This window comes from Streptomyces sp. NPDC085866 (assembly GCF_044541035.1).
Taxonomy (GTDB): Bacteria; Actinomycetota; Actinomycetes; order Streptomycetales; family Streptomycetaceae; genus Streptomyces.
The window spans coordinates 131,892-157,585 of the sequence record NZ_JBITSQ010000011.1 but is presented as its reverse complement, the minus strand read 5'-3'; the positions used below and the strand labels follow the sequence as shown (position 1 = coordinate 157,585).

At 69.4% G+C, this 25,694-nt stretch carries 26 protein-coding genes and 1 riboswitch; of the genes, 11 read left to right on the top strand and 15 right to left on the bottom strand.

Going from position 1 to position 25,694, the window contains the following annotated elements; all coding sequences use genetic code 11:
• Positions 1–20: 20 nt before the first annotated feature.
• The 3 genes from ACIF83_RS27885 to thiC all read right to left on the bottom strand — a co-directional run bounded on the left by ACIF83_RS27885 (position 21) and on the right by thiC (position 4,050).
• Positions 21–1,124 (bottom strand): hypothetical protein, encoded by a 1,104-nt coding sequence (locus tag ACIF83_RS27885; RefSeq protein ID WP_399730936.1) that lies wholly within the window; start codon positions 1,122–1,124, stop codon positions 21–23.
• A 52-nt stretch (positions 1,125–1,176) separates the two neighbouring features.
• Positions 1,177–2,184 (bottom strand): hypothetical protein, encoded by a 1,008-nt coding sequence (locus ACIF83_RS27880; protein ID WP_399730934.1) that lies wholly within the window; start codon positions 2,182–2,184, stop codon positions 1,177–1,179.
• Positions 2,185–2,265: 81 nt separating this feature from the next.
• On the bottom strand, positions 2,266–4,050 hold the full coding sequence (gene thiC, locus ACIF83_RS27875; protein WP_399730931.1) for a phosphomethylpyrimidine synthase ThiC: 1,785 nt from the start codon (positions 4,048–4,050) through the stop codon (positions 2,266–2,268).
• Positions 4,043–4,216: riboswitch (TPP riboswitch) on the bottom strand. (Overlaps the previous gene by 8 nt.)
• A 71-nt stretch (positions 4,217–4,287) precedes the next feature.
• Between thiC and ACIF83_RS27870 the strand changes: the two genes are divergently transcribed.
• A complete protein-coding gene (locus ACIF83_RS27870; RefSeq protein ID WP_399730928.1) occupies positions 4,288–5,730 on the top strand; it encodes a YibE/F family protein in 1,443 nt (480 codons plus the stop codon).
• 118 nt (positions 5,731–5,848) lie between these two features.
• Here ACIF83_RS27870 and ACIF83_RS27865 read toward each other — a convergent pair whose 3' ends face one another.
• From ACIF83_RS27865 to ACIF83_RS27850, 4 genes are all read right to left on the bottom strand, one after another.
• Complete coding sequence (locus ACIF83_RS27865; protein WP_393474634.1) at positions 5,849–6,286, bottom strand: SsgA family sporulation/cell division regulator; 438 nt, start codon at positions 6,284–6,286, stop codon at positions 5,849–5,851.
• A gap of 98 nt (positions 6,287–6,384) precedes the next feature.
• Entirely contained in the window at positions 6,385–7,299 is a 915-nt protein-coding gene (locus ACIF83_RS27860; RefSeq protein ID WP_399730925.1) for an IclR family transcriptional regulator, read from the bottom strand.
• Positions 7,300–7,502: 203 nt separating this feature from the next.
• Positions 7,503–7,715, bottom strand: coding sequence for a DUF5326 family protein (locus tag ACIF83_RS27855; protein WP_145878899.1), 213 nt, complete (start codon positions 7,713–7,715; stop codon positions 7,503–7,505).
• 165 nt (positions 7,716–7,880) lie between these two features.
• On the bottom strand, positions 7,881–8,198 hold the full coding sequence (locus ACIF83_RS27850; protein WP_094218692.1) for a cupin domain-containing protein: 318 nt from the start codon (positions 8,196–8,198) through the stop codon (positions 7,881–7,883).
• A 60-nt stretch (positions 8,199–8,258) separates the two neighbouring features.
• On the opposite strand from ACIF83_RS27850, the gene ACIF83_RS27845 reads away from it, so the two are divergent.
• The 5 genes from ACIF83_RS27845 to ACIF83_RS27825 all read left to right on the top strand — a co-directional run bounded on the left by ACIF83_RS27845 (position 8,259) and on the right by ACIF83_RS27825 (position 11,973).
• Positions 8,259–8,636, top strand: a complete 378-nt coding sequence (locus ACIF83_RS27845; RefSeq protein ID WP_393474639.1) for a phage holin family protein — start codon at positions 8,259–8,261, stop codon at positions 8,634–8,636.
• A 7-nt stretch (positions 8,637–8,643) separates the two neighbouring features.
• Positions 8,644–9,135 (top strand): low molecular weight protein-tyrosine-phosphatase, encoded by a 492-nt coding sequence (locus tag ACIF83_RS27840; RefSeq protein ID WP_393474642.1) that lies wholly within the window; start codon positions 8,644–8,646, stop codon positions 9,133–9,135.
• Entirely contained in the window at positions 9,132–10,280 is a 1,149-nt protein-coding gene (locus ACIF83_RS27835) for a cystathionine gamma-lyase (RefSeq protein ID WP_393474645.1), read from the top strand. The genes ACIF83_RS27840 and ACIF83_RS27835 overlap by 4 nt, the downstream gene beginning before the upstream one ends.
• A 217-nt stretch (positions 10,281–10,497) precedes the next feature.
• A complete protein-coding gene (locus ACIF83_RS27830) occupies positions 10,498–11,403 on the top strand; it encodes a LysR family transcriptional regulator (protein WP_398138721.1) in 906 nt (301 codons plus the stop codon).
• Positions 11,404–11,490: 87 nt separating this feature from the next.
• The gene (locus ACIF83_RS27825) at positions 11,491–11,973 is read left to right on the top strand and encodes an NUDIX domain-containing protein (RefSeq protein WP_393474651.1); all 483 of its coding nucleotides are present in this window, start codon (positions 11,491–11,493) and stop codon (positions 11,971–11,973) included.
• Positions 11,974–11,987: 14 nt separating this feature from the next.
• Here the strand turns inward: ACIF83_RS27825 and ACIF83_RS27820 are convergent, their stop codons facing one another.
• Together ACIF83_RS27820 and ACIF83_RS27815 are read right to left on the bottom strand one after the other, a co-directional pair.
• Positions 11,988–13,502, bottom strand: a complete 1,515-nt coding sequence (locus ACIF83_RS27820) for a globin domain-containing protein (protein WP_399730917.1) — start codon at positions 13,500–13,502, stop codon at positions 11,988–11,990.
• A gap of 294 nt (positions 13,503–13,796) precedes the next feature.
• The gene (locus tag ACIF83_RS27815) at positions 13,797–14,432 is read right to left on the bottom strand and encodes an HAD family hydrolase (protein ID WP_399730914.1); all 636 of its coding nucleotides are present in this window, start codon (positions 14,430–14,432) and stop codon (positions 13,797–13,799) included.
• 163 nt (positions 14,433–14,595) lie between these two features.
• Between ACIF83_RS27815 and ACIF83_RS27810 the strand changes: the two genes are divergently transcribed.
• Entirely contained in the window at positions 14,596–15,462 is an 867-nt protein-coding gene (locus ACIF83_RS27810) for a GNAT family N-acetyltransferase (RefSeq protein WP_399730911.1), read from the top strand.
• Between the two features lie 76 nt (positions 15,463–15,538).
• Here the strand turns inward: ACIF83_RS27810 and ACIF83_RS27805 are convergent, their stop codons facing one another.
• Positions 15,539–15,958, bottom strand: a complete 420-nt coding sequence (locus ACIF83_RS27805; protein ID WP_393474663.1) for a heme-binding protein — start codon at positions 15,956–15,958, stop codon at positions 15,539–15,541.
• A gap of 128 nt (positions 15,959–16,086) precedes the next feature.
• Positions 16,087–17,295 carry an MFS transporter gene (locus ACIF83_RS27800; protein WP_399730907.1) on the bottom strand — a complete coding sequence of 403 codons (1,209 nt, stop codon included), beginning with the start codon at positions 17,293–17,295 and terminating at the stop codon, positions 16,087–16,089.
• Positions 17,296–17,438: 143 nt separating this feature from the next.
• Between ACIF83_RS27800 and ACIF83_RS27795 the strand changes: the two genes are divergently transcribed.
• Positions 17,439–17,897, top strand: a complete 459-nt coding sequence (locus ACIF83_RS27795) for a MarR family winged helix-turn-helix transcriptional regulator (protein WP_393474669.1) — start codon at positions 17,439–17,441, stop codon at positions 17,895–17,897.
• Positions 17,898–17,906: 9 nt separating this feature from the next.
• Positions 17,907–18,359, top strand: coding sequence for a GNAT family N-acetyltransferase (locus tag ACIF83_RS27790; protein WP_393474672.1), 453 nt, complete (start codon positions 17,907–17,909; stop codon positions 18,357–18,359).
• 58 nt (positions 18,360–18,417) lie between these two features.
• Here the strand turns inward: ACIF83_RS27790 and ACIF83_RS27785 are convergent, their stop codons facing one another.
• Positions 18,418–19,806, bottom strand: a complete 1,389-nt coding sequence (locus ACIF83_RS27785; RefSeq protein WP_399730902.1) for a serine hydrolase domain-containing protein — start codon at positions 19,804–19,806, stop codon at positions 18,418–18,420.
• Positions 19,807–19,942: 136 nt separating this feature from the next.
• On the bottom strand, positions 19,943–20,623 hold the full coding sequence (locus ACIF83_RS27780; RefSeq protein WP_393475381.1) for a TetR/AcrR family transcriptional regulator: 681 nt from the start codon (positions 20,621–20,623) through the stop codon (positions 19,943–19,945).
• Positions 20,624–20,693: 70 nt separating this feature from the next.
• Between ACIF83_RS27780 and ACIF83_RS27775 the strand changes: the two genes are divergently transcribed.
• Entirely contained in the window at positions 20,694–21,803 is a 1,110-nt protein-coding gene (locus tag ACIF83_RS27775; RefSeq protein WP_393474677.1) for an FAD-dependent oxidoreductase, read from the top strand.
• Between the two features lie 50 nt (positions 21,804–21,853).
• Here the strand turns inward: ACIF83_RS27775 and dnaB are convergent, their stop codons facing one another.
• Positions 21,854–23,329, bottom strand: a complete 1,476-nt coding sequence (dnaB, locus tag ACIF83_RS27770; protein WP_145878923.1) for a replicative DNA helicase — start codon at positions 23,327–23,329, stop codon at positions 21,854–21,856.
• A 458-nt stretch (positions 23,330–23,787) separates the two neighbouring features.
• On the opposite strand from dnaB, the gene ACIF83_RS27765 reads away from it, so the two are divergent.
• A complete protein-coding gene (locus tag ACIF83_RS27765; RefSeq protein WP_399730899.1) occupies positions 23,788–25,125 on the top strand; it encodes an MATE family efflux transporter in 1,338 nt (445 codons plus the stop codon).
• Between the two features lie 114 nt (positions 25,126–25,239).
• Here ACIF83_RS27765 and rplI read toward each other — a convergent pair whose 3' ends face one another.
• Positions 25,240–25,686, bottom strand: a complete 447-nt coding sequence (gene rplI, locus ACIF83_RS27760) for a 50S ribosomal protein L9 (protein ID WP_067000461.1) — start codon at positions 25,684–25,686, stop codon at positions 25,240–25,242.
• Positions 25,687–25,694 lie beyond the last annotated feature (8 nt).

Below are 25,694 nucleotides of genomic sequence, written 5' to 3'. Positions count from 1 at the left end.
CGGAAGCGGGCCGGGTCCTGCTACAGCCGTCGGACGATCTGCGCCTCGACGCGTTCGACGGACGTTCGGCTGTAGGCGTGCACGAGAGCGAGGTGGAACAACGCGGGCGCCAGCGGCGCCCAGCGGTGGACACGGTCTTCCCGGAGCAGATATTTGATGACGGACGCCGGACGGAACGGCACATAGTCGATCGTCTGATGCTCCCAGCGGTCCGCCACCCCCCTGCTCATCCGCGCCTGGAGGTCGGAACTCCTCAGCTCCTTGAGCCTGGCGAAGTAGTGGCCGCTCCAGTGGCGCTTGTCGACGTCCAGGACAAAGGCCAGCAGGTCGAGTGTGTACTCGTGCGCCTCCAGGGCCAGTTCCTCACGCATTCCCCGACGGCACACCGCGTGCAGGTCCGGCGCGCTCCGTCCCGACGAGTCGATGTGCCGGGACAGGCCCTCGTTGACCGAGGAGTTCCACACACCGGGCGCCATCCTGACCCGCTCGCTGCGACGGCTCACCACGAGCATGTCGTCGGCGGTGACCACAGCGACGTTGACGGCGAAGCTGCACTGGAGGAACGCGGGGGCGGCCAGGGGCTGCTCGGGATCCAGGTATCGCGACCGGGGGGTCGCACCGTCCGGCAGCCGGCGGTCGAGCTGCTGAGCCGTCAGGAACGTGTAGTAGTCGGTCGGCCGCAGCCGCAGGTGCACCTCCGGCGTCTCGTCCAGTGACGTGCGGGAGATGTCGAACGACTCGACCGCATAACGCGGCCCGTTCCACAGGGGGGTACGCCCCTCGGCGCGCAGGTGTTCGCTCTCGGTGGCTATCTCGTCCCGCCAAGGCTCCATGTCGGCCGGGAGCCGGACGTCTTCGTCGAGCACGTGTACGAAGATCGTCTCTGCCGGGATCGGGGTCTCGCCGTCTCCCTCCACGATCAGCGCCGAGGTCTGCAGGGGCCCGAGCGAGAACGTCCGCCACGCCGGTCCCGACTCCTCCCGGCTCCTCAGACCCCGCAGCGCACTCGCCGAGCGTCTGCGCACCCGGAACCACGCGTCCTGCAAGGGCTGTTGGAAGAGCACCGCGAACAGCATGCCGATGACCGCACCGACCACCCCGTTGGCAACATCGATCCCACCCACACAGGAGACCTTAGGGATCTTGTGAGCCCCGGGCGGCATCGTGTTCCTTCCGTTACGGTGCCTGTCCGTCGCCAGGATCCGGCAGCTGGATGACCGCGATGCTTCCCGTCTGAGCAACTGCCAGGCGGGTGCCGTCGGGATGCAGCGCCGCGACCGGGGTCGGGACGTGGGTGGCCCCGTACGCCCCTTCCCGGCGTGTCACAGCCACCTCCGGCCATTCCGCCAGGACTGCGCCGGTGGTGATGTCGATCAGCCGGGGATGCCCATACAGCGAAATGACTCTGCTGCCCTGCGCGAGCAGCGTGCCGACCTCGAAATCGACCCGGCTCCGGTGCATCCATCGACGCTCGGACAGGGACCAGACACCGAGCTCCCGAGGACCCAGAGCGGGCACCTCTTCGTCGTCGAGGAACTCCTCGCCGGTCGCGACCACCAAGCGATCATGGTCGAGCCAGCACGCCGACTCCACCTCGGCGTCGATGCCCGGCTCCATCGGCAGCACTCCGGGCCCGTCCAGTGCGGCCGGGTCCGTCAGCGCGGCCTCCAGATCGAAGACCTCCGCGACGCCGTACGGATGCCACACCCAGCCGGCCACGAGCAGATGCCTGCCGTCCTGACTCACCGACAGCCGGGAGTGGAAGACGTCCTTGTCTCCACGTGGGCCGGAAGTGAGGCGTTCACCCGACTCCACCTCCTCGATGTGGAGGACGTTGTACTCCTCGGGGCAGTGAACCAGGATCTCTCGCCCGTCCGGCAGAACTCCCAGTGCGACGGGGTAGTCGAAGTCGTCGGCGTGATAATCGCTGCGCGTCAGCTCACGGACGACGCGTGATCCCTGGACCAGCAGTGCCCTGGTCCCGCGCTCGGCGTACACGACGCTGTAGCGGCCGGAGGAGCAGACGACGCTTCTGTCGAACGCAGATCCGTAGCCCGTGACCGTCCGATGCTCCACACCGGCGGAGTTCCAGGCGCGGCCGCCCACCAGGTCGACCAGACCGTCGTCCTGCCAGACCAGCGACTGTGCCGGAGCCGTCGTCTCCAGCGACTCCACGGGTCTCATCCCCCAACCCCCTTTCCACCGACCGGTGTCGGCGCTGTTCCCCGGGCCTCGGGCCCGAGGAACAGCGCCCGTCCGCGTGCGTCAGTCCGCCAGCGGCAGGTACACCCGGTTGCCCGCGGCCGCGAACTCCTTCGACTTCTGGGCCATGCCCTCCTCGATCTCGGTCTTGGTACCGCCGTGTTCACGGCGGATGTCCTGCGAGATCTTCATGCTGCAGAACTTCGGCCCGCACATGGAGCAGAAGTGGGCCGTCTTGGCGGGCTCGGCCGGCAGCGTCTCGTCGTGGAACTCCCGTGCCGTGTCCGGGTCCAGGGCGAGGTTGAACTGGTCCTCCCACCGGAACTCGAAGCGGGCGTCGGACAGCGCGTCGTCCCACTCCTGCGCACCGGGGTGCCCCTTGGCGAGGTCGGCCGCATGGGCGGCGATCTTGTAGGTGATGACGCCGGTCTTGACGTCGTCACGGTTGGGCAGGCCCAGATGCTCCTTGGGCGTGACGTAGCAGAGCATCGCCGTGCCCCACCAGGCGATCATCGCGGCACCGATACCGGAGGTGATGTGGTCGTAGGCCGGGGCGACGTCCGTGGTCAGCGGGCCGAGCGTATAGAACGGAGCCTCCTCGCAGATCTCCTGCTGGAGGTCGATGTTCTCCTTGATCTTGTGCATCGGGACGTGTCCCGGGCCCTCGATCATGGTCTGTACGTTGAAACGCTTGGCGATCCGGTTGAGTTCCCCGAGCGTCCGCAGCTCCGCGAACTGTGCCTCGTCGTTGGCGTCCGCGATCGAGCCCGGGCGAAGGCCGTCGCCGAGCGAGTACGTGACGTCGTAGGCGGCGAGGATCTCGCAGAGCTCCTCGAAGTTCTCGTACAGGAACGACTCCTTGTGGTGCGCGAGGCACCACGCGGCCATGATCGAGCCGCCGCGCGAGACGATGCCGGTCTTGCGGTTGGCGGTGAGCGGCACATACGGCAGGCGCACGCCCGCGTGGACGGTCATGTAGTCCACGCCCTGCTCGGCCTGCTCGATGACCGTGTCCTTGTAGATCTCCCAGGTCAGTTCCTCGGCCTTGCCGTCGACCTTCTCCAGCGCCTGGTAGAGCGGCACCGTGCCGATGGGGACGGGGGAGTTGCGCAGCACCCACTCGCGGGTGGTGTGGATGTTGCGGCCGGTCGAGAGGTCCATGACCGTGTCGGCGCCCCAGCGGGTCGCCCAGGTCATCTTCTCCACCTCCTCCTCGATGGAGGACGTGACCGCGGAGTTGCCGATGTTGGCGTTGACCTTCACCAGGAACCGCTTGCCGATGATCATCGGCTCGATCTCCGGGTGGTTGACGTTGGCCGGCAGCACCGCGCGGCCCGCCGCGATCTCCTCGCGAACCACCTCGGGATCAACGTTCTCGCGGAGTGCCACGAACTCCATCTCGGGCGTGATCTCGCCACGACGGGCGTACGCGAGCTGCGTGACCGCCGCGCCGTCACGGCCCCGGCGCGGCTGGCGAGGACGTCCGGGGAAGACCGCGTCCAGGTTGCGCAGCCCGCCGCGCGGTGAGGTGTGCTTGATCCCGTCGTCCTCGGGGCGGACGGGACGGCCGGCGTACTCCTCGGTGTCGCCACGGGCGATGATCCAGTTCTCCCGCAGCGGCGGCAACCCCCTGCGGACGTCGGTGTCGACGAGTGGATCGGTGTACGGGCCTGATGTGTCGTACAGCGTGACCGACTGCCCGTTGGTGAGGTGCACCTGGCGGACCGGCACACGCAGGTCGGGGCGGGTGCCCTCGACGTACGCCTTGTGCCAGCCGATGGACTTCCCGGCCTCCTGGGACTTCTCGTCCGGAACGGAGGCAGGCGTGCGTGCGTCCTTGTTGGTCATGAGACCTACTCCCTACGCCGGCATTACCCGGTAACAGGTTCGGCGGTCGACGCAGCGGTTTCCGTCTGCCGATGTTTCCCGTGAAACCACGTTCCACGTGAAACATCGCGAATACGGAGGTCAGCGCCCTCTCAGCCCGGTGCTCCGAGCTCCCGCGTGTGCAAAGGTGCCTCCACGCTAGCGTCAATTCGGGCGCGGTGAACAGGGGGCCCCTGGCGTTCTTGCGATGATCTGGCGGTGACCACCATGGAGCAGCACCCGTACCCGCCTTCCGAACCGCCGCGCGGAGGCGGGTCCGGACAGGGCGGCGAGCACGGGCATGACGGCCACGGACGCGGGCACCAGCACGGCCCGGGCACCGGCCACGGCCACGGCCACTCGCACGGGCACAGCCACAGCCACGGACCCGCCGCGCCCGTCTCGAAGCATCTGCGCAAGGTCATCGCGGCGATCCTGATCCCGTTCGCGGCCGCGGTCGTGGTCGGCCTGATGGTGCTCTGGCCCGGGGGAGCGCCGCCGCACGAGCGGACGGGCGTCGGCTTCGACCGCCAGACACAACAGGCCACGGTCACCAAGGTGGTCGAGGTGAGCTGCAAGTCGGTGAACGCGTCGGGGGGCACCTCGACCAGCGACACCTCCACCGCCGAGGGCAGCGCGGCGCAGCAACAGGCGAAAGGCACCTGCAGGAAGGCGACGATCCGCGTCGACACCGGCAACGACCAGGGCCGTACGTTCACCGAGATCGTGCAGCCGGACCAGTCACGGCAGTTGCACGAGGGCGAGAAGGTCGTGGTCGCCTACGAGCCCTCGGCACCGAAGGACCTGCAGTACTCCGTCACCGATGTGAACCGTAAGTTCCCGATGGCACTGCTCGCGGGGATCTTCGCACTCGCCGTCGTGGTGGTGGGCCGGATGCGCGGTCTCATGGCGCTGGTCGCGCTGGCCGTGAGCTTCCTGGTGCTGACGCTCTTCATCCTGCCCGCGATCCTGCAGGGCTCGAATCCGCTGCTGGTGGCCGTCGTCGGGTCCAGCGCGATCATGCTCATCGCGCTCTACATGTGCCATGGGCTGTCGGCCCGTACGTCAGTGGCGGTGCTCGGCACACTGGCCTCCCTGCTGCTGATCGGCATCCTCGGCTCGGAGTTCATCGACTGGGCCGCACTCACCGGCAACACGGACGACAACACCGGTCTGATCCACGGCCTGTACCCGTCGATCGACATGAGCGGTCTGCTGCTGGCCGGCGTCATCATCGGTTCGCTCGGTGTCCTGGACGATGTGACGGTGACCCAGACATCGGCGGTCTGGGAACTGCACGAGGCCAATCCGGCAATGGGCTGGCGCGGGTTGTACCGGGCGGGCATCCGGATCGGCCGCGACCACATCGCCTCGGTGGTCAACACCCTGGTCCTCGCCTACGCCGGTGCCGCGCTGCCGCTGCTGCTGCTGTTCTCGATCGCGCAGAGCAGCGTGGGGACGGTCGCCAACAGCGAGCTGGTGGCCGAGGAGATCGTGCGCACGCTCGTGGGTTCGATCGGCCTGGTCGCCTCCGTACCGGTCACCACCGCGCTCGCCGCCCTGGTGGTGTCGGCCGACCGGACGGCACCGGACAAGGCGGCCCCCTTCGGGGCACAGCCCGCTCCGGCGCGCGGCGGCAGGGGCCGGCGCCGGAAGCGGTGAGGGAGTCCGGCAGAGGCCGGAAGCCCATCCGGAAGCCCATCGGAAGCCAGTGAAGAAGCGTTACTGCACAGCTGTACGCGGCACAGCGGAGCGGCTGGCGCCCCGTTGCCGCAACACCTCAGCCGGCGCTCTGCTCCTCGGCCAGGATGCGGTCCAGGGCCTCGTCGAGATGGGCGTCGAAGTCGGCCATCGCGCCCTCCTGCCCGAGCGGCACGAGCTTGTCCGTGCGATCGAGGAAGGCCACGAGCGGCGGAGCCGAGGAGCGGAACAGGGCCTGGTCGCCGCCGACCTGAAGCCGGATCAGCACCTCGCCCAGCACCTCGGAGTCGACGGGGGCGATGTGCACGTCCCCCTCGCCGCACGGCCGTCCGACCCCGTCGATCAGCAACTCGCGACCGAAGGCCCAGGTCACCGGGGCGTCACCGGGCAGATGGAAAGTCAGCCGCACCGCATAGGGATCACAGGTCTCGTAGCGCAACTCCACCGGAATGCGGAAGGAGAGCTCCTCCGACACGAGAAAGCTCATCATGACTTCTGCTTGTACGGATTCGCGCATCGCCTACCCCGTCACATGACATCGACTGGCCGGGATTGATCCCTCGACCGTAGCCAAATCTTGCTGAAAGTACACAACAGATCACAAGGAGTGAGTTTTCAGATACTGATAGAGGGCATCAGTGCGCCCAGATGGCGCCCGATCTCGCCCTGCAACCGCTGTGCGGCGGGCAGGAGACGATCGGCCTGGTGGGCGGGGAGCGAGATGGCCATCGTGGCCGCCGTGGTGCCGACCGTGATCGGAATCGCCGCGCAGACCGTCCCCAGCGCGTACTCCTGACGCTCCACCACCGGGTCCATCCGCGGCATCCGGGCCAGCCGGCGCAACAGGGCGTGGTTGTCGCGCACGGTGTACGGGGTGATGGACTGCGCCGGATAGCGGCTCAGGTGGTCCCGGCGGGCGTCCTCGTCCAGCTGGGAGAGCAGGCACTGGCCGATCGCGTGCGCGTGCCCCGTCTCGCGGAAGTCGGCCCACTCCTCGACCGCCGGGGCCTCCCGCGATTCGGCGACGCACATGACCTCGATCTCGCCGTCCCGGTACATCGCGTAGTACACCGGCACACCGATGGAATCGCGCCAGTGCGCCAGGGTGTCGGCCACCGTGCTGCGACGTTTCTGCTGCGCTCCGCTGCTGCTCAGCCGCTCGGCCGCGTCACCGAGGAAGAACAGCCCTTTTTCGCGGCGCAGATAGCCCTCGTGCACCAGGGTGCGCAACAGGTGATAGGTCGTGGGCAGGGCGAGGCCGGTCTCGCGGGCGAGCTGCTTGGCGGGGGCGCCGTACTCGTGCGCCGCGACGGTCTCCAGCAGGCGCATCGCGCGCTGCACGGATCCGATGAGGGTCGCGGCGGACGGTTGACCCGGAACGTCCGGGGAGTGCGAGGGTCCGGGGAGGGACGCGGCGCGTGGCTGTCCCGGGACGCCCGCGGAGGGTGGCCGCTGCATGGGGGGTGTGCAGGAGTGCGGCGGGGCGGGGGGTGCGTGGGGTTCTGCCGGTGCGGTGTCAACCGTGGCCAAGGGTCACTCCCGTAGCGCGAGGGTGGGGGCAGCCCGTGCGGAGGAAGCACGGGTGGGGGTGTACGCCGCCCGCGGGGCCCGGCCCCGCGTGGGGTTCCGGACTCTAACCGCCCGCCACCGCGTGCAGACGGCCTGCCGGGGAAACTTCCCTCGCCCGAGGGAACCGGTGATTTCCCGTTACCGGTCACCGGCTCCCGTGTCCCTCACCAGTCGCTGCGCGACGAGGAGTTCGACATGAACTTGCGCACGACATAGATCAGTCCACCGACCAGGGCGACGAAGATCAGCGCCTTGAAGAGCAGGCCGATCACGAAGCCGACCACGGTCGCTATCAGGCTGCCGAAGACCACCAGGGCGATGACCGGCACCGCGACCCACTTCACCCACCACGGCAGCCCCGCGAAGATCTCTCGCATTGCCCTCGTCCTTTGCGTTCCGGTGCGTTCACGGCGTACTGCGCGCTGTCGTGGACGCAGTTCTCGATGTCTGCACTCGATGCTAGGGCGCCAGAGGGTCCCGCGGGGGCCTCGCACCCCTTGTCCTCCCCTGACCCTCCCCCTAGGGAACCCCGAGAGCCGGGCTCAGGCCTCAGGCGGAGAGAAGACGACCAGAACCCGCAGATCCTCGCTGATGTGGTGGAACTTGTGGGCGACGCCGGCCGGCACGTACACCACGCTGCCCCGGGCCACCTGGGTGGTCTCCTCGCCGACCGTGATCGATGCGCGGCCGCTGACGACGAAGTAGACCTCGTCCTGGTTGTGCGGCCGCTGCGGGTCGTGTTCGCCCGCGTTGAGGGCGTACAGGCCGACCGACATGTGCCGTTCCCGCAGAAACTGCAGGTAGGCCCCTTCATTAGCGGCGCGCTCCGCCTCCAGTTCGTCCAGCCGGAATGCCTTCATCGCCGTTTGCCGCCCTCGCCCCACTGCTCGCCGTCGATCTGGTCTGCCACGATCAGACACATGAAGAATTTCGTAGTCAAGACGATCGCCAACGCGGGCGCTCTGGCGGTCGCCGTGTGGCTGCTCGACAAGATCACCCTGACAGGTGACAGCACGGCCAAGAAGGCCGGCACGCTGATCGTGGTCGCGCTGATCTTCGGCCTGGTGAACTTCCTGGTCAAGCCGATCCTGAAGGTGCTCACCTTCCCGCTGTTCATCCTCACCCTCGGACTGATCACCCTGATCGTCAACGCGCTGATGCTGCTGCTGACCTCCTGGGTGTGCGGCAAGCTCGACCTGAGCTTCCATGTGGAGGGGTTCTGGACGGCCGTGCTCGGCGCCCTGATCATCTCCGTCGTCTCGTGGGCGCTGAACCTCGTCCTGCCCGACGAGGACTGAGCCCGCCATGACCTACCGCGTCTGTTTCGTGTGCACCGGCAACATCTGCCGTTCCCCGATGGCCGAGTCCGTCTTCCGCGCGCGCGTGGAAGAGGCCGGCCTCGCGGACCTGGTGGAGACCGACAGCGCCGGCACCGGCGGCTGGCACGAGGGCGATGCCGCCGACCCGCGTACCGTCTCGGTTCTCGACGAGCACGGCTACGGCACCGAGCACGTCGCACGGCAGTTCCAGCCCTCCTGGTTCACCCGCCTCGACCTGGTGATCGCCCTCGACACCGGTCATCTCAAGGCCTTGCGCCGCCTCGCGCCCACCGAGGAGGACGCCCGCAAGGTGCGCCTGCTGCGCGCGTACGACACCGCGGCCGGCGACGACCTCGACGTACCGGACCCCTACTACGGGGGCCGGGACGGCTTCGAGGAGTGCCTGGAGATGGTGGAGGCGGCGAGCACCGGTCTGCTCGCCGCCGTACGGGAGCATCTGGAGGGACGGGCCGCATGAGCGACACCGGCAAGGACGCGGACCGCGTCGGCGACGGCACGCGCGCGGTGCGCGCCGGACTCCCCGAGCCCGTCAAGCACGAGCCGACGCTGCCCGGACCGGTGTTCGCCGCGCACTTCCACCTGCCGGGCGAGGTGACCGGACCGTACGCCTACGGCCGGGACGACAACCCCACCTGGACGCTGCTGGAGCGCGCCATCGGGGAGCTGGAGGCGCCGGGGCGGGACGACGTCGAGACGCTGGTGTTCGCCTCCGGCATGGCCGCGATCTCCTCGGTGCTGTTCTCCCAGCTGCGCGCCGGGGACGCGGTCGTCCTGCCCTCCGACGGCTACCAGGCGCTGCCGCTGGTCCGCTCCCAACTGGAGGCATACGGCATCGAGGTGCGCACCGCGCCCACCGGCGGCGACGCCCAGCTCGAGGTCCTCGACGGCGCGCGGCTGCTGTGGATCGAGTCGCCGTCGAACCCCGGGCTCGACGTGTGCGACATCCGGCGTTTGGCCGGGGCGGCACACGCGAAGGGCGCCCTGGTGGCCGTCGACAACACCCTCGCCACCCCGCTCGGGCAGCGCCCGCTGGAGCTGGGCGCCGACTTCTCCGTGGCCAGCGGAACCAAGCAGCTGACCGGGCACGGTGACCTCCTGCTGGGCTACGTCACCGGTCGCGACTCCGAGGCGATGGCCGCCGTACGCCGCTGGCGCAAGATCGTCGGCGCGATCTCCGGACCCATGGAGGCCTGGCTCGCGCACCGCTCCATCGCCACGCTCCAGCTGCGCGTCGACCGGCAGAACGCGACGGCCCTCGCGGTCGCCGAGGCCCTGCGGCAGCGGCCCGAGGTCTCCGGGCTGCGCCATCCGGGGCTGCCCGAGGATCCCGCGCACAAGGTCGCCGCTCAGCAGATGCGCCGCTACGGCTGCGTGGTCTCCTTCACGCTGCCCACACGCGCGCGTGCCGAGCGTTTCCTCGAGGCGCTGCACCTGGTCGAGGACGCGACGAGCTTCGGCGGTGTGCGCTCCACGGCCGAACGCCGCGGCCGCTGGGGCGGAGACCCCGTCCCTGAGGGCTTCATCCGCATGTCCGTCGGCGCCGAGGATCCCGAGGATCTGGTGGCGGATGTCCTGCGGGCCCTGGACGAGTCCGCCGACTGACCGGATCAGGGGCCGCCCGACCTGCTCTGCGGCGGTCCGAGCCTCCCCCCTCGTGGCTCGGACCGCCTTCGGTTCCGCGCGCGAAGAACCGCGCGAACAAGGCTAGTTGACTCTCTGTCAGTGTCCAATCACGGTAGCGACAGAGACCTATCGACTTATTTATAGTTGGTGCCTGCCTCGGGGGCCGGAGAAGGGCAGGGAGAGGGAGGGGCGTGCCATGGATCTGGCCTTGCTGCGCACGTTCGTCACCGTGCACCGGGCCGGTTCCTTCACCCGCGCCGCTGCCCTGCTGGGCCTCTCCCAGCCGGCCGTCACCTCCCAGATCCGCACCCTTGAGCGGCAGTTGGGCCGCCCCCTGTTCCTGCGGCAGGCCCGCGGGGTGACACCGACGACCATCGGCGACGAACTCGCCCACAAGGCCGCGCCGCACCTCGACGCCCTGGTGGAGATAGCGGAGAGCGGCCTGGACGACGAGTCCTCGTTACGGACGCTGCATCTCGCCGGCCCTCCCGAGTTCACCGCCGAGCGCGCGCTTCCCGTCCTGACGGAGCTGACCGGTGACGACGGCCAGGGTTTCGCCCTGCGTGCCTCCTTCGGTACCGCGGAGGAAACCCTGGAGGGGCTGGCCGCCGGACACCACGACCTGGCCATCAGCACGGTCCGGCCGCGTGGCGCCCTCCTGACCGCCACCGCGCTCTGCGACGAGGAGCACATGCTCGTCGCCGCCCCCCGCTGGGCCGAGCGGATCGGCCCGGGAGCGCTGCGTCTCAAGGGGGCGCCCGCCCTGGAGAACCTGCCGGTCGTCGAGGTCCACGAGTCGCTGCCGTTCGTCTCGCGCTACTGGGCCTCCGTCTTCGACTCGCGCCCGGCCGCCTCCGGCACGGTCATCGTCCCCGATCTGCGCGCGGTGCTCGCCTGTGCGACCGCGGGCGCCGGATTGGCGGTGCTGCCCCGCTATCTGTGCACCCCTGGTCTCGAGCGGGGAGAGATCGTGACGCTGCACGACCCCGCGGTGCCACCGCTGCGCACGTACTTCCTGGCGGTGCGCACGGGAACGCTCGCCATGCCGCATGTCGTACGGGCGCACGAGTGGCTTCTGCGGGCGGCCGCCAGCTGGGGCTGAACCCTCACTCCGGGGTTTTACGCGGTGCACTCGGGTGGTGGCGCTGTGGGATGTTTCACGTGGAACCAGCCGGGCCACATTTCTCCCATGACCGTCCGACCCGTGGTCAAGCGCACCGCCCGTGCCGTTCTTCTGGACGGTGACGACCTGATCCTGATCAAGCGCACCAAGCCCGGCGTCGATCCCTACTGGGTCACTCCCGGTGGCGGGGTCGAGGCCGCGGACCCGACCGTCGTCGACGCCCTGCACCGCGAGGTGTACGAGGAGCTCGGCGCCAAGATCACCGACGTCGTGCCCTGCTTCGTGGACACCGTGGAGCACATCGGCGAGGACGGCGGCGCGACCGGCGTGAAGGTCCAGCACTTCTTCGTCTGCCGGCTGGAGTCCATGGACCCGTCGCTGCGGCACGGCCCCGAAGTGGACGAGCCGGCGGGCGAGTACGAGATCGTCCGCGTCCCGTTCACCCGGGTCGGCATCGCCTCCGTCCACCTCGTACCGCTGTCGCTGCGGCACTACCTGGACGGCAACATCGAGGGCGTCCGCGCCATGCACGCCCCCGATCTCGGATAGCCGGCCGGCGCCGGTCAGTTGCCGACGACGACCAGCTCCTCGACCGAGTCGTGCCGTATGCGGTTCGAGGGAATGCCGATGTCCCGCAGGGCGTGGACCCCGCTGCGGATCATGCCGGGCGGGCCCGAGACGTAGGCGTCGTACTCGTTCCAGGGGCCGTACTCCCGTACGGCATCGGGCAGCTGGAGATGGGCCAGCTGGTCGATGATCGCCCGTACGGAGAGCCACGGGTGGCTCTGCTGGAGCCTGAGCATGGTGTCGATGTCGTACAGGTCGTGGTCGGTGCGGGCGCCGTAGAACACCTCCACCTGACGGCGCCGGCCGTGCTCGGCCACGTCCTCGACGAGGGCCTTGATGGGCGCTATGCCGGTGCCACCGCCCAGGCAGAGCAGCCCGCTGTCGGTGGCGTGGTCGACGGTCATCGAGCCGGCCGGCGGCCCCAGGCGTATGACGTCGCCCGGCCGGGCGCGATGCACGAGTGCGTTGGAGACCCAGCCGGCCGGGACGGCCTTCACATGGAACGTCAGCAGGCCGTCCGAGCGAGGTGCCGAGGCGAAGGAGTAGTGCCGCCAGACCCGTGGCCACCAGGGCGTCTCCACGCTGGTGTACTGCCCGGCGAGGAAGGGGTAGGGCTGGTCCGGGCGGACGGTGAGGACAGCGACATCAGGGGTCCTGAGGTCGTGCGTGACGATCTCGGCGTACCACCAGGCCGGGGCGCGCAGTTCGTCCGCCGCCGCGGCATCGATCATCACCTGGGAGATCGTGGTGTAGGCCCGCACCCAGGCGGCCTCGATCTCCGGGTTCCAGATATCGGACGCGTACTTGCTGAGTGCGCCGATGAGGCATTCGCCCACGGCCGGATAGTGCTCGGCGCGCGTGCCGTACTTCCGGTGTCCGCGGCCCAGATTCTGCAGGTACCCCACGAGGACCGGCTTGTTGTCGATGTGCTCGGCCGCAGTGAGCAATGCTTTCAGCAGCCGGTCCCGCTGGGTGTCCATCGCCGGCGGGAACATCGGACGCAGTTCGGGATGACGAACGAAGAGGAGCGCATAGAAATAGGAGGTGACCTTGTCGGCGACGGGGCCGATCTCGGCCATCGTGCCCCGGATGGCGAGGGCGTCCGGGGATGCCTCCTCGACAACGGGCGGAGCGGAGCGCTGAGGGGGCACGCGCTCCGGCTCGGTCGGCACGGCGGCCGGGTGTGAAGGCTCGAAGGCCGCCGCGGGCTCGGGGATCGGTGGGCTGCTGGGCGGGGCCTGTGCGAGCGGCTGCGTGGGCTGCTCGACGGGAGCGGCAGGAGTGGGGTGGGCGGCGGGAGCGTCGGACGCGGGGCGGGCGGTGCCTTCCCGGGTCGGCCGGCCCACCGGGCGTACCACCGCGGGCCTGCGTCCCTCGGCCGCCTCCTGATCACCGCCCGGCGGCGGGGTCGGAGGCGTCTTGTGCGGCGTGAACCAGCCGCCTCCGCCCGCTATGCCGTTCTCCCCCGACGTGGTGGTCGGAGCGTCCATGGGTGCCCTCGCCTCGAACATCTCTCGGTCGGTCTGCGCACCTCCTCGGGAGGCGCATGCTTTCCCCCGGCGGGCGGCCAGCCGTAGCACTCTCCGCAGCATCCCATCCTGGCCGGATGCCGCGGCCGTATACCCGGAAACGCGGGTCTTCGATCTCTTCGTCCCGTTAGGCTGCCTGCCCTGCTCTCGGCCCGCACGGGATGCGTGTACTCCATCCCGGACGTGAACCGGAGTCGACCCTACCGGCCGTCGCCATGCACACAAGTCCCCCCTTGCATCCCCATGGAACGAGCAAGGGGCGAACCATGAACTCCCTCAACTACCGGACGTGTACACCAATTCATAGGCATCCCACAGATCACGGCCGGTGTAGGAGTATGTGGCGAGTCCGGCGAGATGCCCGTCCGCATTGACCGCGACGGAAACCGGTACGACAGCAAATAGTTCCCTGTCGGACAGCGAATCGCCGTACGCAACGCAGTCCGCACGGGTCACACCGAATTCCTGGCAGAGCCGGTCCGCGATGGTCACCTTCGCCGCGGCGTTGAGCACTCCGGCCGGGTCCACGGGCTCGGTGAACGGCACGGTGGGAAAACGCGATCCGTATGCCGCGTGTGCACCCCAGCCCAGGAGGCGTTCCACGAAGAAGGAAGGGGAGAGGGACACCACCGCGCAGTAGTCGCCCGTGGCCCTGATCTCCGCCCAGACCTCACGGATCCGGGCCAGCCAAGGAGCCGCTTCGAAGGCCACACTCACATGTGCCTCGGGCAGCTCCGCCCACAGGTCGTACACCCGGGTCGCATACTCCGGCGGACCTATCCGTCCCTCCGCGATCTCCCGGTCCAGCGCCACTGTCTCCGCCTCCCTCCCCAACTGGCGGGAAAGCTCCACGGGAGCGGTGGTGCCATGCAGCAAAGTGCCATCGAGGTCGAAGAGATGAAGTCTCGCCATGGGCTGAGGCTAAGGGGAGGCGCCGCCGCGTTCCCCGCTGTTTCACGTGAAACACGCACGCCTGTCGACGGCCTGTGCGAACGGCCACGACATGGCCAAAAGCACCTGCGTCTGCATCGAAACGGGTGGACGTCAGGGGTGCCGGTCGGACAGCCTGACCTGCGTGCCGACTCCTTCCCTCGCTGCTCTGCCCGTCCGCCGTCTGACGCTCCGCGATCTCACCGCCTGCGCCGACTTGTCCGAAGATCGGGGGTGGCCACGCGAGGAACACAAGTGGGGCTTCCTGCTCACGGCCGGCAAGGGCTACGGCATCGACGACCCCCACGGAGGACTCGTCGCCGCCTGTGTCGTCACGGAGTACGGCTCTTGGGAGCGGTCGGACCTCGGCGCCATCGGCATGGTCCTGGTGGCCGAGCGCCACGCCCGCCGGGGTGTCGGGCGCCGCCTGATGCAGCATGTCGTCGCCGCCATGGGAACCACGCCGCTGACCCTGCACGCCACGCCCTACGGACGCCCGCTCTACGAGGAACTGGGCTTCAAGGCCACGGGCCGGGCGGAGATGCTGCGGGGGCACTTCGTACCCGGCGGTCCGGAACACGGGGTGGCGACCCGTGCGGCCACCGCGGAGGACCTGCCCTCGATCCTCCGTCTCGACGAGGAGGTGTTCGGTGTCGACCGCACTCCCCTCATCACCCGCCTGCCCGCCTTCGCCGATCAGCTGCGCGTGGCCGAGGACGGCGGCCGGATCATCGGCTACACGGCCGCGTGGCCCAACATGGACACGCATGTCGTCGGCCCGCTGATCGCCCGGGACACCGAGACGGCCCAGGCCCTCATCGCCGCGCTGGCGGCCCATACGGACCGCCCGCTGCGCACCGACATCGACGTACGCCACGAGGAGCTGCTGGCCTGGGCCAAGGCACGGGGGCTGGTGTCCGTGGCCTTCAATGCCGTCATGGCCTACGGCATCACGGAGCTGCCGGGGGACTGGACGCGCCGGTTCGCGCCGCTGACGGTCGCCGCGGGCTGAGCGGTCGCACGGCAGACGCCGGCCCTCACGCTCCAGGGCGGTGAGGGCCGGCGTTGTCATGCCGTGGGACGTGCGCTCAGGCGAGCGCCTGGACGGCCGCGGTGGCGAAGCCGTGGTCCTGGTCCGGGGCACCGCCGCCGACGCCGATCGCGCCGATCAGCCGGCCGTCCCGGTGGACGGGGAGACCGCCCGCGATGAAGAGCAGGGGCCGGTCGAGGGCCGTGGGGAGCGTGTGGAAGAGGCCGCCGGGCTGGACGGCGTCGACGAGGTCGGCGGTGGCCGCGTTCAGCTGGAGCGCCGTATAGGCCTTGCGGGTGCTGGTCTCCCCGGAGATCAGCACGGCCCGGTCGTCCCGACGGAAGGCGAGCAGGTGGCCGCCGGCGTCCAGGACGGTGACGCTGACGGTGACTCCGGCCTCCCCGGCCGCGCGACGGGCCGTGGCGACGAGCAGCTCGGCGTCCTCGATGGTGAGCGGGGCGACGGCGGTGGTGCTCATGGAACGTTCTCCTTGGTGCGGTGTGTGCGTGAGGTGCGGGGGTGCCGCACGGGCCGGGGACGGCCTGCGCCCCAGCGGTCCGGTCGACGGTCAAGTACGGGTGCTGATGCCCTGCGGACGGTGCGGGCTCAGTGGTGGACGGGTGTCCGCTGCCCGGCGGCGCTTGCGGAGGCCACCACGGCGCTCCGCCCGCTGTCCCGGCGCTCCAGGGCGGCCGAGAGGACCGCGAGGACCAGGGCGGCCGCGGCGAGGGCGGCGCCGACCCAGTTGGGGGCGGTGTAGCCGAAGCCGGCCGCGATCACCATGCCGCCGAGCCAGGCGGAGAGGGCGTTGCCCAGGTTGAAGGCGCCGATGTTCACGGCCGAGGCGAGCGTCGGGGCGCCGTGGGCCTGGTCGAGGACGCGCTTCTGCAACGGCGGGACGGTCGCGAAGCCGAGGGCGCCGATGAGGGCGATGGTCACGGCGGCGGCGATCTTGTTGTGCGCGGTGAGCGTGAACAGCGCGAGGACGGCGGCCAGGGCGCCCAGGGAGACGTACAGCATCGGCATCAGGGCGCGGTCGGCGAACTTGCCGCCGATGAGGTTGCCGCCGACCATGCCGAGGCCGAACAGGACCAGCAGCCAGGTCACGGACCCGTCGGCGAAGCCGGCGATGTGCGTCATCATCGGCGCGATGTAGGTGATGGCGGCGAAGACACCGCCGAAGCCGAGCACGGTCATCGCCATGGCGAGCAGGACCTGGGCGTTCTTGAAGGCGGCCAGTTCATGGCGCAGGTGCACGCCTTCGGGCCTGGGCATCTCGGGCACCAGCCTGGCGATGCCGGCCAGGCCGACGAGACCGAGGGCGGCGACGATGCCGAAGGTGACGCGCCATCCGACATGCTGCCCGATGAGCGTGCCCAGCGGGACGCCGACGACGTTGGCGACGGTCAGGCCCGTGAACATCATCGCGATGGCGCCGGCCTTCTTGTCAGGAGCCACCAGCTCGGCCGCGACGACCGAGCCGATGCCGAAGAAGGCACCGTGGGCGAGGGAGGCGATCACTCGCCCGATCAGCATGATCGCGAAGGTGGGGGCCACGGCGGAGACCAGGTTTCCGGCGATGAAGAGGCCCATCAGGAGCATCAGCATCCGCTTGCGCGAGACCTTGGTGCCGAGCACGGTCATCAGCGGGGCGCCGATCACCACGCCGAGGGCGTATCCGGTCACGAGCAGGCCCGCTGTGGGGATGGAGACCCCGAAGTCTCCGGCGACCTCGGGCAGCAGACCCATGATCACGAACTCGGTCGTTCCGATCCCGAAGGCCCCGATCGCGAGGGCCAGAAGCGCGAGAGGCATGTGGGGGTACACCTTCCCAGACGATTGCAGGAGCGCTTTGCGTGCGTCCACAATAGTTGCAGACGCGGGCTAAGTGCAACCACCGACTATTGCGGGAGTGCTCTACTCTGGATCCAGCCGCTCCGGGACGGAGGAAAACGCCAATGACAGCGACGGACCCCGCGCTCACCGCCCTCGCTCAGGGCTGGTCCGCCCTCGCTCTTCTGCACGGGAGGATCGAGGCGCACATCGAGCGCGCCCTGCAGACCGGGCACGACCTGAGCGTGCGCGAGTACTCCCTGCTCGACGTGCTCAGCCGGCAGCACGACGGTGAGGGCGGTCATCTGCAGATGAAGCAGGTCGCCGACGCGGTCGTGCTCAGCCAGAGCGCCACCACGCGGCTGGTGACCCGCCTGGAGGACCGCGGTCTGCTGGAGCGCTACCTGTGCCCCACCGACCGTCGCGGCATCTACACCAACGTCACCGAGGCGGGTCTGCGGCTGCTGGAGGAGGCGCGGCCCACCAATGACGCCGCCCTGCGCGAGGCCCTGGACGAGGCGGCCAGGAACCCCGAACTGGCCCCGCTGGTACGCGTCGTGGAGTCCCTGAACGTGCCCGCATAGGGTGCGGGTATGGGAGATCTTGAAATACGCCGTGCCACTGGGGACGATCTGCCGGCGATCGTCGCGATGCTCGCTGACGATCCACTGGGTGCCCAGCGCGAGTCACCCGACGACCTGACGCCCTACCTCACGGCGCTGGACCGGCTGAACGCGGACCCGAACCAGCAGCTCGTCGTGGCGGTGCGGGAAGGCCGAGTCATCGGCACCCTCCAGCTGACGCTCATCCACGGGCTCTCCCGCAAGGGCGCGACCCGCTCAATCATCGAGGCCGTCCGCATCCACGGCGACGAGCGCGGCAGCGGCCTGGGCACCCAGCTCATCGAGTGGGCTGTCGAGGAATCCCGTCGCCAGAAATGCCAGTTGGTGCAGCTGACCTCCGACAGCAGCCGCACGGACGCCCATCGTTTCTACGAACGCCTCGGCTTCACCGCCTCGCATGTGGGTTTCAAGCTCCAGCTCTGAAAGAACGGCCGGGGGTGGGTGTTTCACGTGAAACGCCCACCCCCGGCCGACGAGCCACCTATTCCGCGATCCCCCGCCAGCCCTTCGGATCCACCCCACCGGGCACCTCGGCCCCCTCCTCGTAGGGTTGCCGCGTGAACACGAACGACCCTAGGTCCAGATGGACCAGGGAACCGTCCGGTCGGCGTACGGGCCGGAGCAGCTCTCCGGCGTAGTAACCCTCCAGGCCCGTCCACGTCCCGTCCCCGTTCGCACGGAAGCGGGCACGGCGGCCGCCGCCGGTCAGCGGTCCCAGCGCGAGGAGCCCGTCGGCCATCACCCGCAGGGCGAAGGCGTGCGTCCCCCAGTACCACTGCCCCGCCAGCTCCAGGACGTCCGGGTCGACTTCACGCAGCGGACGCCACGGCTCGGGGATACGCGGCTCCGCATCCGCGACGATACGGACGAGATCGGCGCCGACCGCTCCCAGCAGCGGGCCACTGGTGCAGTTGGCCAGCACCACCGCCGCCACGTCGTCCTCCACGCTGATGGTGAGGTTCGCGAGGAAGCCGGGGAGCGAGCCGGAGTGTCCGACGAGGAGCCTGCCGTCCCGCCGCTGGACCTGCATGCCCAGGCCGTACGTCGCCCCGTCCATCACGTCCGCGGCCTCGGCCGGCGCCGAGGGTGTCCGCATCTCACGCACCGACTCCGCGCTCAGCACCCGGTCGTCTCCCCCGGCCAGGAAGGCGGCGAACCGCGCGAGGTCACCGGTGGTGGACCACAGCTGTCCGGCGGGGGCCATCCGGCCGAGATCCTCCAGTGGTTCGGGCAGCAGTGCGTCGGCCCAGGGATGCACCGCCCAGCCGCCCGCGTGCGGCGCCTGTGGCTGGGCGGTGGTGCGGTGGAGGCCGAGGGGTTCGAGCACCTCGCTGCGCAGCACCTCCTCCCAGGGGGCGCCCCGAAGCTCCTCCACCAGTGCGCCGAGCAGGGTGTAGCCGGGATTGGAGTAGTGGTGGCGCCGGCCGACGGGATGCAGGAGGGGCTGTTCGCCGAGGACGTCGCTCAGCTCGGGGCGCAATGAGCCCGGGGTCCGCTCCCACCAGGGCGCAGGTGACTCGGCCGCCAAACCGGCGGTGTGTGCGAGCAGTTCGGCGATCGTCGCCTCGCCGGCTCCGGTGCCCGGCAGATGCTTCTCCAGGAGATCACCGAGATCGAGCGCACCCTCGTCACGCAGCCGCAGCACGAGAACGGCGGTGAACGTTTTGGTGATCGACCCGATCCGGTACTGCACGTTCTCGTCCGGCCCGTGCCCGTCCACCGAAGTGCGCGACCCGTGCCAGACGGCTCGCCCGTCCCGCACGACAGCGGCGACCAGCGAGGGCGCCCGTCCTTCGGCCTGCGCGACCGCGATCCGGTGCAGCAACGCCCGCCGGGTGCCCGGGAGCAGCTCTTCTTGCGATGTCGTCATGGGCCCAGTCCATCCGCTGGGGCGCCGTGCGTCGAGTCCATTTCCCCGGCTCCGGGCGCTTTGGGGAGGTTGCGTCATCTCAACGCGCCAGCGCCGCCCTGGTGCTATGGCCGGTCCGGTCCTTCGGCCGCGCGCGTCACCTTGAGAGGCGGGCTTCGATGCCGTCGAGCAGGAAGTCGAGGCCGATCCGGAAGGTGTGGTCGGCGTCCAGGTGGGCGGCATCGTGCACCACCGTGGCCAGCGCGGGGAACCGGCCAGTGGCGAAGGTTCGCTCCAGATAGGGCCCGAGTGAGGCCTGCCAACGCTTCTCGTCCATCCCGGTGGCCCGCTCGGCACGCCGCTCGGCGATCTCCCGACGCACCGCGCCGATCACGTACGCGTTGACTGCGGCGACCACTGGCATGACGGCATCCACGTCGACGTCGTCCAGTGCGGCCACCACGGTCTCCCCACTGGCCAGCGCGTTCGGCCCGAGCTGGGGTCGGCCACCCAGTAGATCGGCGAGCCATTCATGCTCGTGAGCAGCGTGCCGAGTGGCTTCGGCAAGAGACCGGAGCACCTCCCGCCAGCCGTCTCCGACCGGCCGGATCTCGGCGTGGGCGGCGTCGACCATCAGGTCGAGCAACTCCTCCTTGCTGGCGATGTAGCCGTACAGCCGCATCGGACGGACGTCCAGCGCGGTGGCGACCTTGCGCAGCGACACCGCATCCAGGCCGTCCGCGTCGGCCAGCTGGATCGCCGCTCGCACGATCCGCTCCCGGCTCAACGGGGCCGGCACGGGTCGATTCGGTGGCTCCGGCCGCTCCCACACCAACATGCCGCTAACAATACATCGCATCGAGCGATACAGTGTATCGACCAGTACGGCGTATCGAGGAGAGGTAACCATGACCATCGCCATCGTCGGAGCCGGCTTGGGTGGCTTGGCCCTTGCCCGGGTGCTGCACGTGAACGGCATCGACGCCGTCGTGTATGAACGTGAATCGTCACGCGGTGCGCGCGGCCAGGGCGGCATGCTCGACATCCACTCCGGCCAGCGGGCGCTGCGCGAGGCCGGTCTGATCGAGCAGTTCTTCGCGATTGCCCGTGGTGAAGGCCAGGACATGCGTCTGCTCGAGCCGGACGGCACGCTGCTGCTCCAGGAGGACACGCCCGACGACGCCCCCCTGGAGCGACCCGAGGTCGACCGCGCCGATCTGCGCAACCTGCTGCTGGATTCCCTCCCCGACGACATGGTGCGCTGGGGGCACGCGTACGAATCCGCCGACAACGGCCTGCTGCACTTCGCCGACGGCGGCAGTGCGACGTATGACCTGCTGGTCGGCGCGGACGGCGCGCAGTCCCGGGTCCGCGCGCTGCTCACCGACGCCCGTCCGGCGCACATCGGCCAGAACGTCGTCGAGATCGGCATTCCCGACATCGATCGCACACACCCCGACCTCGCGGCGATGGTCGGGCGCGGCACCTACTGGGTGCTCGGCAACGGACTGTCCCTGGCGGCGCAGCGCAACGGCGACGGCCGCGTCCGCATCGGCCTCAGCTTCTACAACACCGCCGAGGACTGGTTCGCCACCAGCGGGATCCCGTTCGACGACCCGGCCGCCGCCCGGGCGCGGCTGATCGACCTGCTCCCCGGCTGGGACTCACGGTTCACCGCGCTGATCGCGGCCAGCGACGACACGGTCGTGCCGCGGTCGATCACTGCTCTCCCGGTCGGCCTGACCTGGCCGTCGACGCCGGGCGTCACGCTGCTCGGCGATGCCGCGCACCTGATGCCGCCGGTGGGAGAGGGCGCCAACATGGCGCTGCTCGACGGCGCCCTGCTCGGTCTCGCGCTGGCCGCGCACCCGGACGACTTTCCCGCCGCCGTCAAGGAGTACGAACGCGAGATGTTCGAACGCACCAGCGCTGCCGCCCGGATGTCCGCGGACATGAAGGAATTGCTGATGTCGCCGGACGCCGCCCAGAAAATGCTCGCATTCTTCCAACCTGGCTGAGGGTGACCAGGTACGGCCAGGAAACCGGTACGGCCACGGTGCCGGCACCGTCAGGTCTGGGCCATGTCCACGAAGCGGGAGTAGTGGCCCTGGAAGGCGACGGTGATCGTCGCCGTGGGGCCGTTACGGTGCTTGCCCACGATGATGTCCGCCTCGCCCGCCCGCGGTGACTCCTTCTCGTAGGCGTCCTCGCGGTGCAGCAGGATGACCATGTCGGCGTCCTGCTCGATGGAGCCGGACTCACGCAGGTCGGACACCATCGGCTTCTTGTCCGTGCGCTGCTCGGGACCACGGTTGAGCTGCGAGAGCGCGATCACCGGGACCTCCAGCTCCTTGGCCAGCAGCTTGAGGTTACGGGACATGTCCGAGACCTCCTGCTGACGGCTCTCGGAGCGCTTGGAACCACCGGCCTGCATCAGCTGCAGATAGTCGATGATCACGAGCTTGATGTCGTTGCGCTGCTTCAGCCGGCGGCACTTCGCGCGGATCTCCATCATCGACAGGTTCGGGGAGTCGTCGATGTAGAGCGGCGCGGAGGAGACCTCGGGCATCCGGCGCGCCAGGCGGGTCCAGTCCTCGTCCGTCATGGTGCCGGAGCGCATGTGGTGCAGGGCCACGCGCGCCTCGGCCGACAGCAGACGCATCGCGATCTCGTTGCGCCCCATTTCGAGGGAGAAGATGACGCTGGCCAGGTTGTGCTTGATCGACGCCGCACGCGCGAAGTCCAGCGCGAGCGTGGACTTACCCATGGCGGGACGGGCCGCGATGACGATCATCTGGCCCGGGTGCAGGCCGTTGGTCAGCGAGTCCAGGTCCGTGAAGCCCGTGGGCACACCGGTCATCTCGCCGCTGCGCGAGCCGATCGCCTCGATCTCGTCGAGGGCACCCTCCATGATGTCGCCGAGCGGCAGATAGTCCTCGCTGGTGCGCTGCTCGGTGACCGCGTAGATCTCGGCCTGGGCGCGGTTGACGATCTCGTCGACGTCGTCGTCGGCCGCGTATCCCATCTGCGTGATGCGGGTGCCCGCCTCGACCAGGCGGCGCAGGACCGCTCGCTCGTGGACGATCTCGGCGTAGTACTCGGCGTTCGCCGCCGTCGGCACCGTCTGGACGAGGGTGTGGAGGTACGACGCGCCGCCGACCTTGTTGATCTCGCCGCGCTTGGTGAGTTCGGCGGCGATGGTGATGGGGTCGGCCGGCTCACCCTTGGCGTAGACGTCAAGGATCGCCTGATAGATCGTCTCGTGTGCGGGCTTGTAGAAGTCATGGCCCTTGAGGACCTCGACGACGTCGGCGATGGCGTCCTTGGACAGCAGCATGCCGCCCAGCACGGACTGCTCGGCGTCCAGGTCCTGCGGCGGCACCCGCTCGAAGGAGGAGCCGCCTTCCCAGTCACCGTTCTCCCGGCCCCGGTCGTGCTGCTCGTCACGGCCCCGGCCGCCGTCGCTTCGGCGACGGGAGGCGGGCAGACGATCGCTGGGTCCGCTGTCGGCCCACGGATCGTCCAAGGGCTCGGAAATGCTCACCGAGCCACCTCCTCCCGTCCGCACGGCGGACCTCGCCGTGCCCTCTGTTGTACGGCACGACACTGACAATTGAGAGGCCCAACTCCGGTTCTGGCGCGTCGGTTTTATGACGTTTCCCGGGCCGAGGGAAGGAGCGGGCGCCGGACAACGGTAGGCCTGTCGGCACCGTCAGCCAATCTGGTTATCCACAGGCCATGTGGACGACGGCCCGGATGCTGTGGAGAACCTGCCGAAACCTGTGCACGACACGGTGGACAGCCCTGTGAACAAGCCCTCGATCCCGCCGAGCGCAACACCCTGACCTGCACCTTTACCGTCCACTGGCTGTGCAGAAGAAAAACTTCCCCAGTCGGATCAAGATCGCCTCGAACGGTGCGCTCATGTGCACGGTTCGAGACCGAAAGTAAGGGTCAGTCGGCGATTGCATCTCTTACCTGTGGACGATTAGATTAGTGCTCATGACACAGGCTCCAGCGATACCCCAGGCCACCCGCCGCCGGCACGACCGAGAGATCATCGCGCTGGCCGTCCCGGCCTTCGGCGCACTGGTCGCGGAGCCTCTGTTCGTCATGGCCGACAGCGCCATCGTCGGCCACCTCGGGACCGCCCAGCTCGCCGGTCTGGGCGTCGCCTCGGCCCTCCTCACCACCGCCGTGAGCGTCTTCGTCTTCCTCGCCTACGCCACTACGGCCGCCGTGGCCCGGCGCGTCGGCTCCGGCGATCTCCAGGCAGCCATCCGTCAGGGCATGGACGGCATCTGGCTCGCCCTGCTCCTCGGAGTGGCGGTCATCGCCCTCGTCCTCCCGCTGGCCCCGGGCATCGTGCACCTCTTCGGCGCCTCCGCCACCGCTGCCCCCTATGCCACGACGTATCTGCGCATCTCCGCACTCGGCATACCAGCCATGCTGATTCTCCTCGCCGCCACCGGTGTCCTGCGCGGCCTGCAGGACACCAGGACCCCGCTGTACGTCGCTCTCGCAGGCTTCGTCGCCAACGCCGTGCTCAACGCGGGACTCGTCTACGGCGCCGGACTCGGCATCGCCGGATCCGCCTGGGGCACCGTCATCGCACAGTGCGGCATGGCAGCCGTCTATCTGGCCGTGGTCGTGCGTGGGGCCCGCAAGCACGGGGCCTCCCTGCGCCCGGATGCCGCCGGCATCCGGGCCTCGGCTCAGGCCGGAGTTCCCCTGCTCGTCCGCACGCTGTCGCTGCGGGCGATTCTCATGATCGCCACGGCTGTCGCGGCACGCCTCGGTGACGCCGACATCGCCGCCCACCAGATCATCCTGTCCCTGTGGAGCCTGCTGGCCTTCGCCCTCGACGCGATCGCGATCGCCGGGCAGGCCATCATCGGCCGCTACCTCGGCGCGAACGACGCCCATGGCGCCCGCGAGGCCTGCCGCCGCATGGTCCAGTGGGGCATAGCCGCCGGTGTCGTACTGGGCCTCCTCGTGGTGGCCGCCCGGCCGCTGTTCCTCCCGCTGTTCACCAGCGACTCCGTGGTCAAGGACGCGGCACTTCCGGCACTGCTGATGGTGGCTCTCTCCCAGCCCGTCTGCGGAATCGTCTTCGTGCTGGACGGTGTCCTGATGGGCGCCGGGGACGGGCCGTATCTGGCCTGGGCGATGGTGGCGACCTTGGCGGTGTTCGCCCCGGTGGCGCTGCTCGTCCTCGCATTGGGCGGGGGCCTCACCGCACTCTGGGCGGCCATGACGCTCATGATGACGGTCAGGATGCTGACCCTCTGGCTCCGCGCCCGCTCGGGCCGCTGGATCGTCACGGGTGCGACGCGCTGACCGTTTCACGTGAAACATGCAGCGTCCGGCGCACAGCCGCACTGACGCCGAACGCGAAGAGGGGCCGCCCCCGTAGGAGACGGCCCCTCTCAGCTGCTCAAGACGAGCGCAGCGTCACGCCGCGACGACCTCGATGTTGACCTTGGCGGCAACCTCGGGGTGCAGACGCACGGACGTCTCGTGGGCGCCCAGGGTCTTGATCGGGGCGGACAGCTCGATGCGACGCTTGTCGACCTCGGGGCCACCGGAAGCCTTGATCGCGGAAGCGATGTCGGCCGGGGTGACGGAACCGAAGAGACGGCCGGCGTCGCCGGAGCGGACGGCCAGGCGGACCTTGACGCCCTCGAGCTGGGCCTTCACAGCGTTGGCCTGCTCGATGGTCTGGATCTCGTGGATCTTGCGGGCGCGGCGGATCTGCTCGACGTCCTTCTCGCCACCCTTGGTCCAGCGGATAGCGAACTTCCGCGGGATGAGGTAGTTGCGAGCGTAGCCGTCCTTGACGTCGACGACGTCGCCAGCGGCACCGAGGCCGGAGACCTCGTGGGTGAGGATGATCTTCATTAGTCGGT

Coding starts and splice junctions, on each gene's coding strand:
- ACIF83_RS27825 (WP_393474651.1), top strand. CDS start 11,491: ATGACCGTCCGACCCGTGGTCAAGCGCACCGCCCGTGCCGTTCTTCTG.
- ACIF83_RS27765 (WP_399730899.1), top strand. CDS start 23,788: ATGACACAGGCTCCAGCGATACCCCAGGCCACCCGCCGCCGGCACGAC.
- ACIF83_RS27775 (WP_393474677.1), top strand. CDS start 20,694: ATGACCATCGCCATCGTCGGAGCCGGCTTGGGTGGCTTGGCCCTTGCC.
- ACIF83_RS27850 (WP_094218692.1), bottom strand. CDS start 8,198: ATGAAGGCATTCCGGCTGGACGAACTGGAGGCGGAGCGCGCCGCTAAT.
- ACIF83_RS27880 (WP_399730934.1), bottom strand. CDS start 2,184: ATGAGACCCGTGGAGTCGCTGGAGACGACGGCTCCGGCACAGTCGCTG.
- rplI (WP_067000461.1), bottom strand. CDS start 25,686: ATGAAGATCATCCTCACCCACGAGGTCTCCGGCCTCGGTGCCGCTGGC.
- ACIF83_RS27840 (WP_393474642.1), top strand. CDS start 8,644: ATGACCTACCGCGTCTGTTTCGTGTGCACCGGCAACATCTGCCGTTCC.
- ACIF83_RS27820 (WP_399730917.1), bottom strand. CDS start 13,502: ATGTTCGAGGCGAGGGCACCCATGGACGCTCCGACCACCACGTCGGGG.
- ACIF83_RS27845 (WP_393474639.1), top strand. CDS start 8,259: ATGAAGAATTTCGTAGTCAAGACGATCGCCAACGCGGGCGCTCTGGCG.
- ACIF83_RS27805 (WP_393474663.1), bottom strand. CDS start 15,958: ATGAGCACCACCGCCGTCGCCCCGCTCACCATCGAGGACGCCGAGCTG.
- ACIF83_RS27780 (WP_393475381.1), bottom strand. CDS start 20,623: ATGTTGGTGTGGGAGCGGCCGGAGCCACCGAATCGACCCGTGCCGGCC.
- ACIF83_RS27800 (WP_399730907.1), bottom strand. CDS start 17,295: ATGCCTCTCGCGCTTCTGGCCCTCGCGATCGGGGCCTTCGGGATCGGA.
- ACIF83_RS27865 (WP_393474634.1), bottom strand. CDS start 6,286: ATGCGCGAATCCGTACAAGCAGAAGTCATGATGAGCTTTCTCGTGTCG.
- ACIF83_RS27795 (WP_393474669.1), top strand. CDS start 17,439: ATGACAGCGACGGACCCCGCGCTCACCGCCCTCGCTCAGGGCTGGTCC.
- thiC (WP_399730931.1), bottom strand. CDS start 4,050: ATGACCAACAAGGACGCACGCACGCCTGCCTCCGTTCCGGACGAGAAG.
- ACIF83_RS27835 (WP_393474645.1), top strand. CDS start 9,132: ATGAGCGACACCGGCAAGGACGCGGACCGCGTCGGCGACGGCACGCGC.
- ACIF83_RS27815 (WP_399730914.1), bottom strand. CDS start 14,432: ATGGCGAGACTTCATCTCTTCGACCTCGATGGCACTTTGCTGCATGGC.
- ACIF83_RS27785 (WP_399730902.1), bottom strand. CDS start 19,806: ATGACGACATCGCAAGAAGAGCTGCTCCCGGGCACCCGGCGGGCGTTG.
- ACIF83_RS27855 (WP_145878899.1), bottom strand. CDS start 7,715: ATGCGAGAGATCTTCGCGGGGCTGCCGTGGTGGGTGAAGTGGGTCGCG.
- ACIF83_RS27830 (WP_398138721.1), top strand. CDS start 10,498: ATGGATCTGGCCTTGCTGCGCACGTTCGTCACCGTGCACCGGGCCGGT.
- ACIF83_RS27790 (WP_393474672.1), top strand. CDS start 17,907: ATGGGAGATCTTGAAATACGCCGTGCCACTGGGGACGATCTGCCGGCG.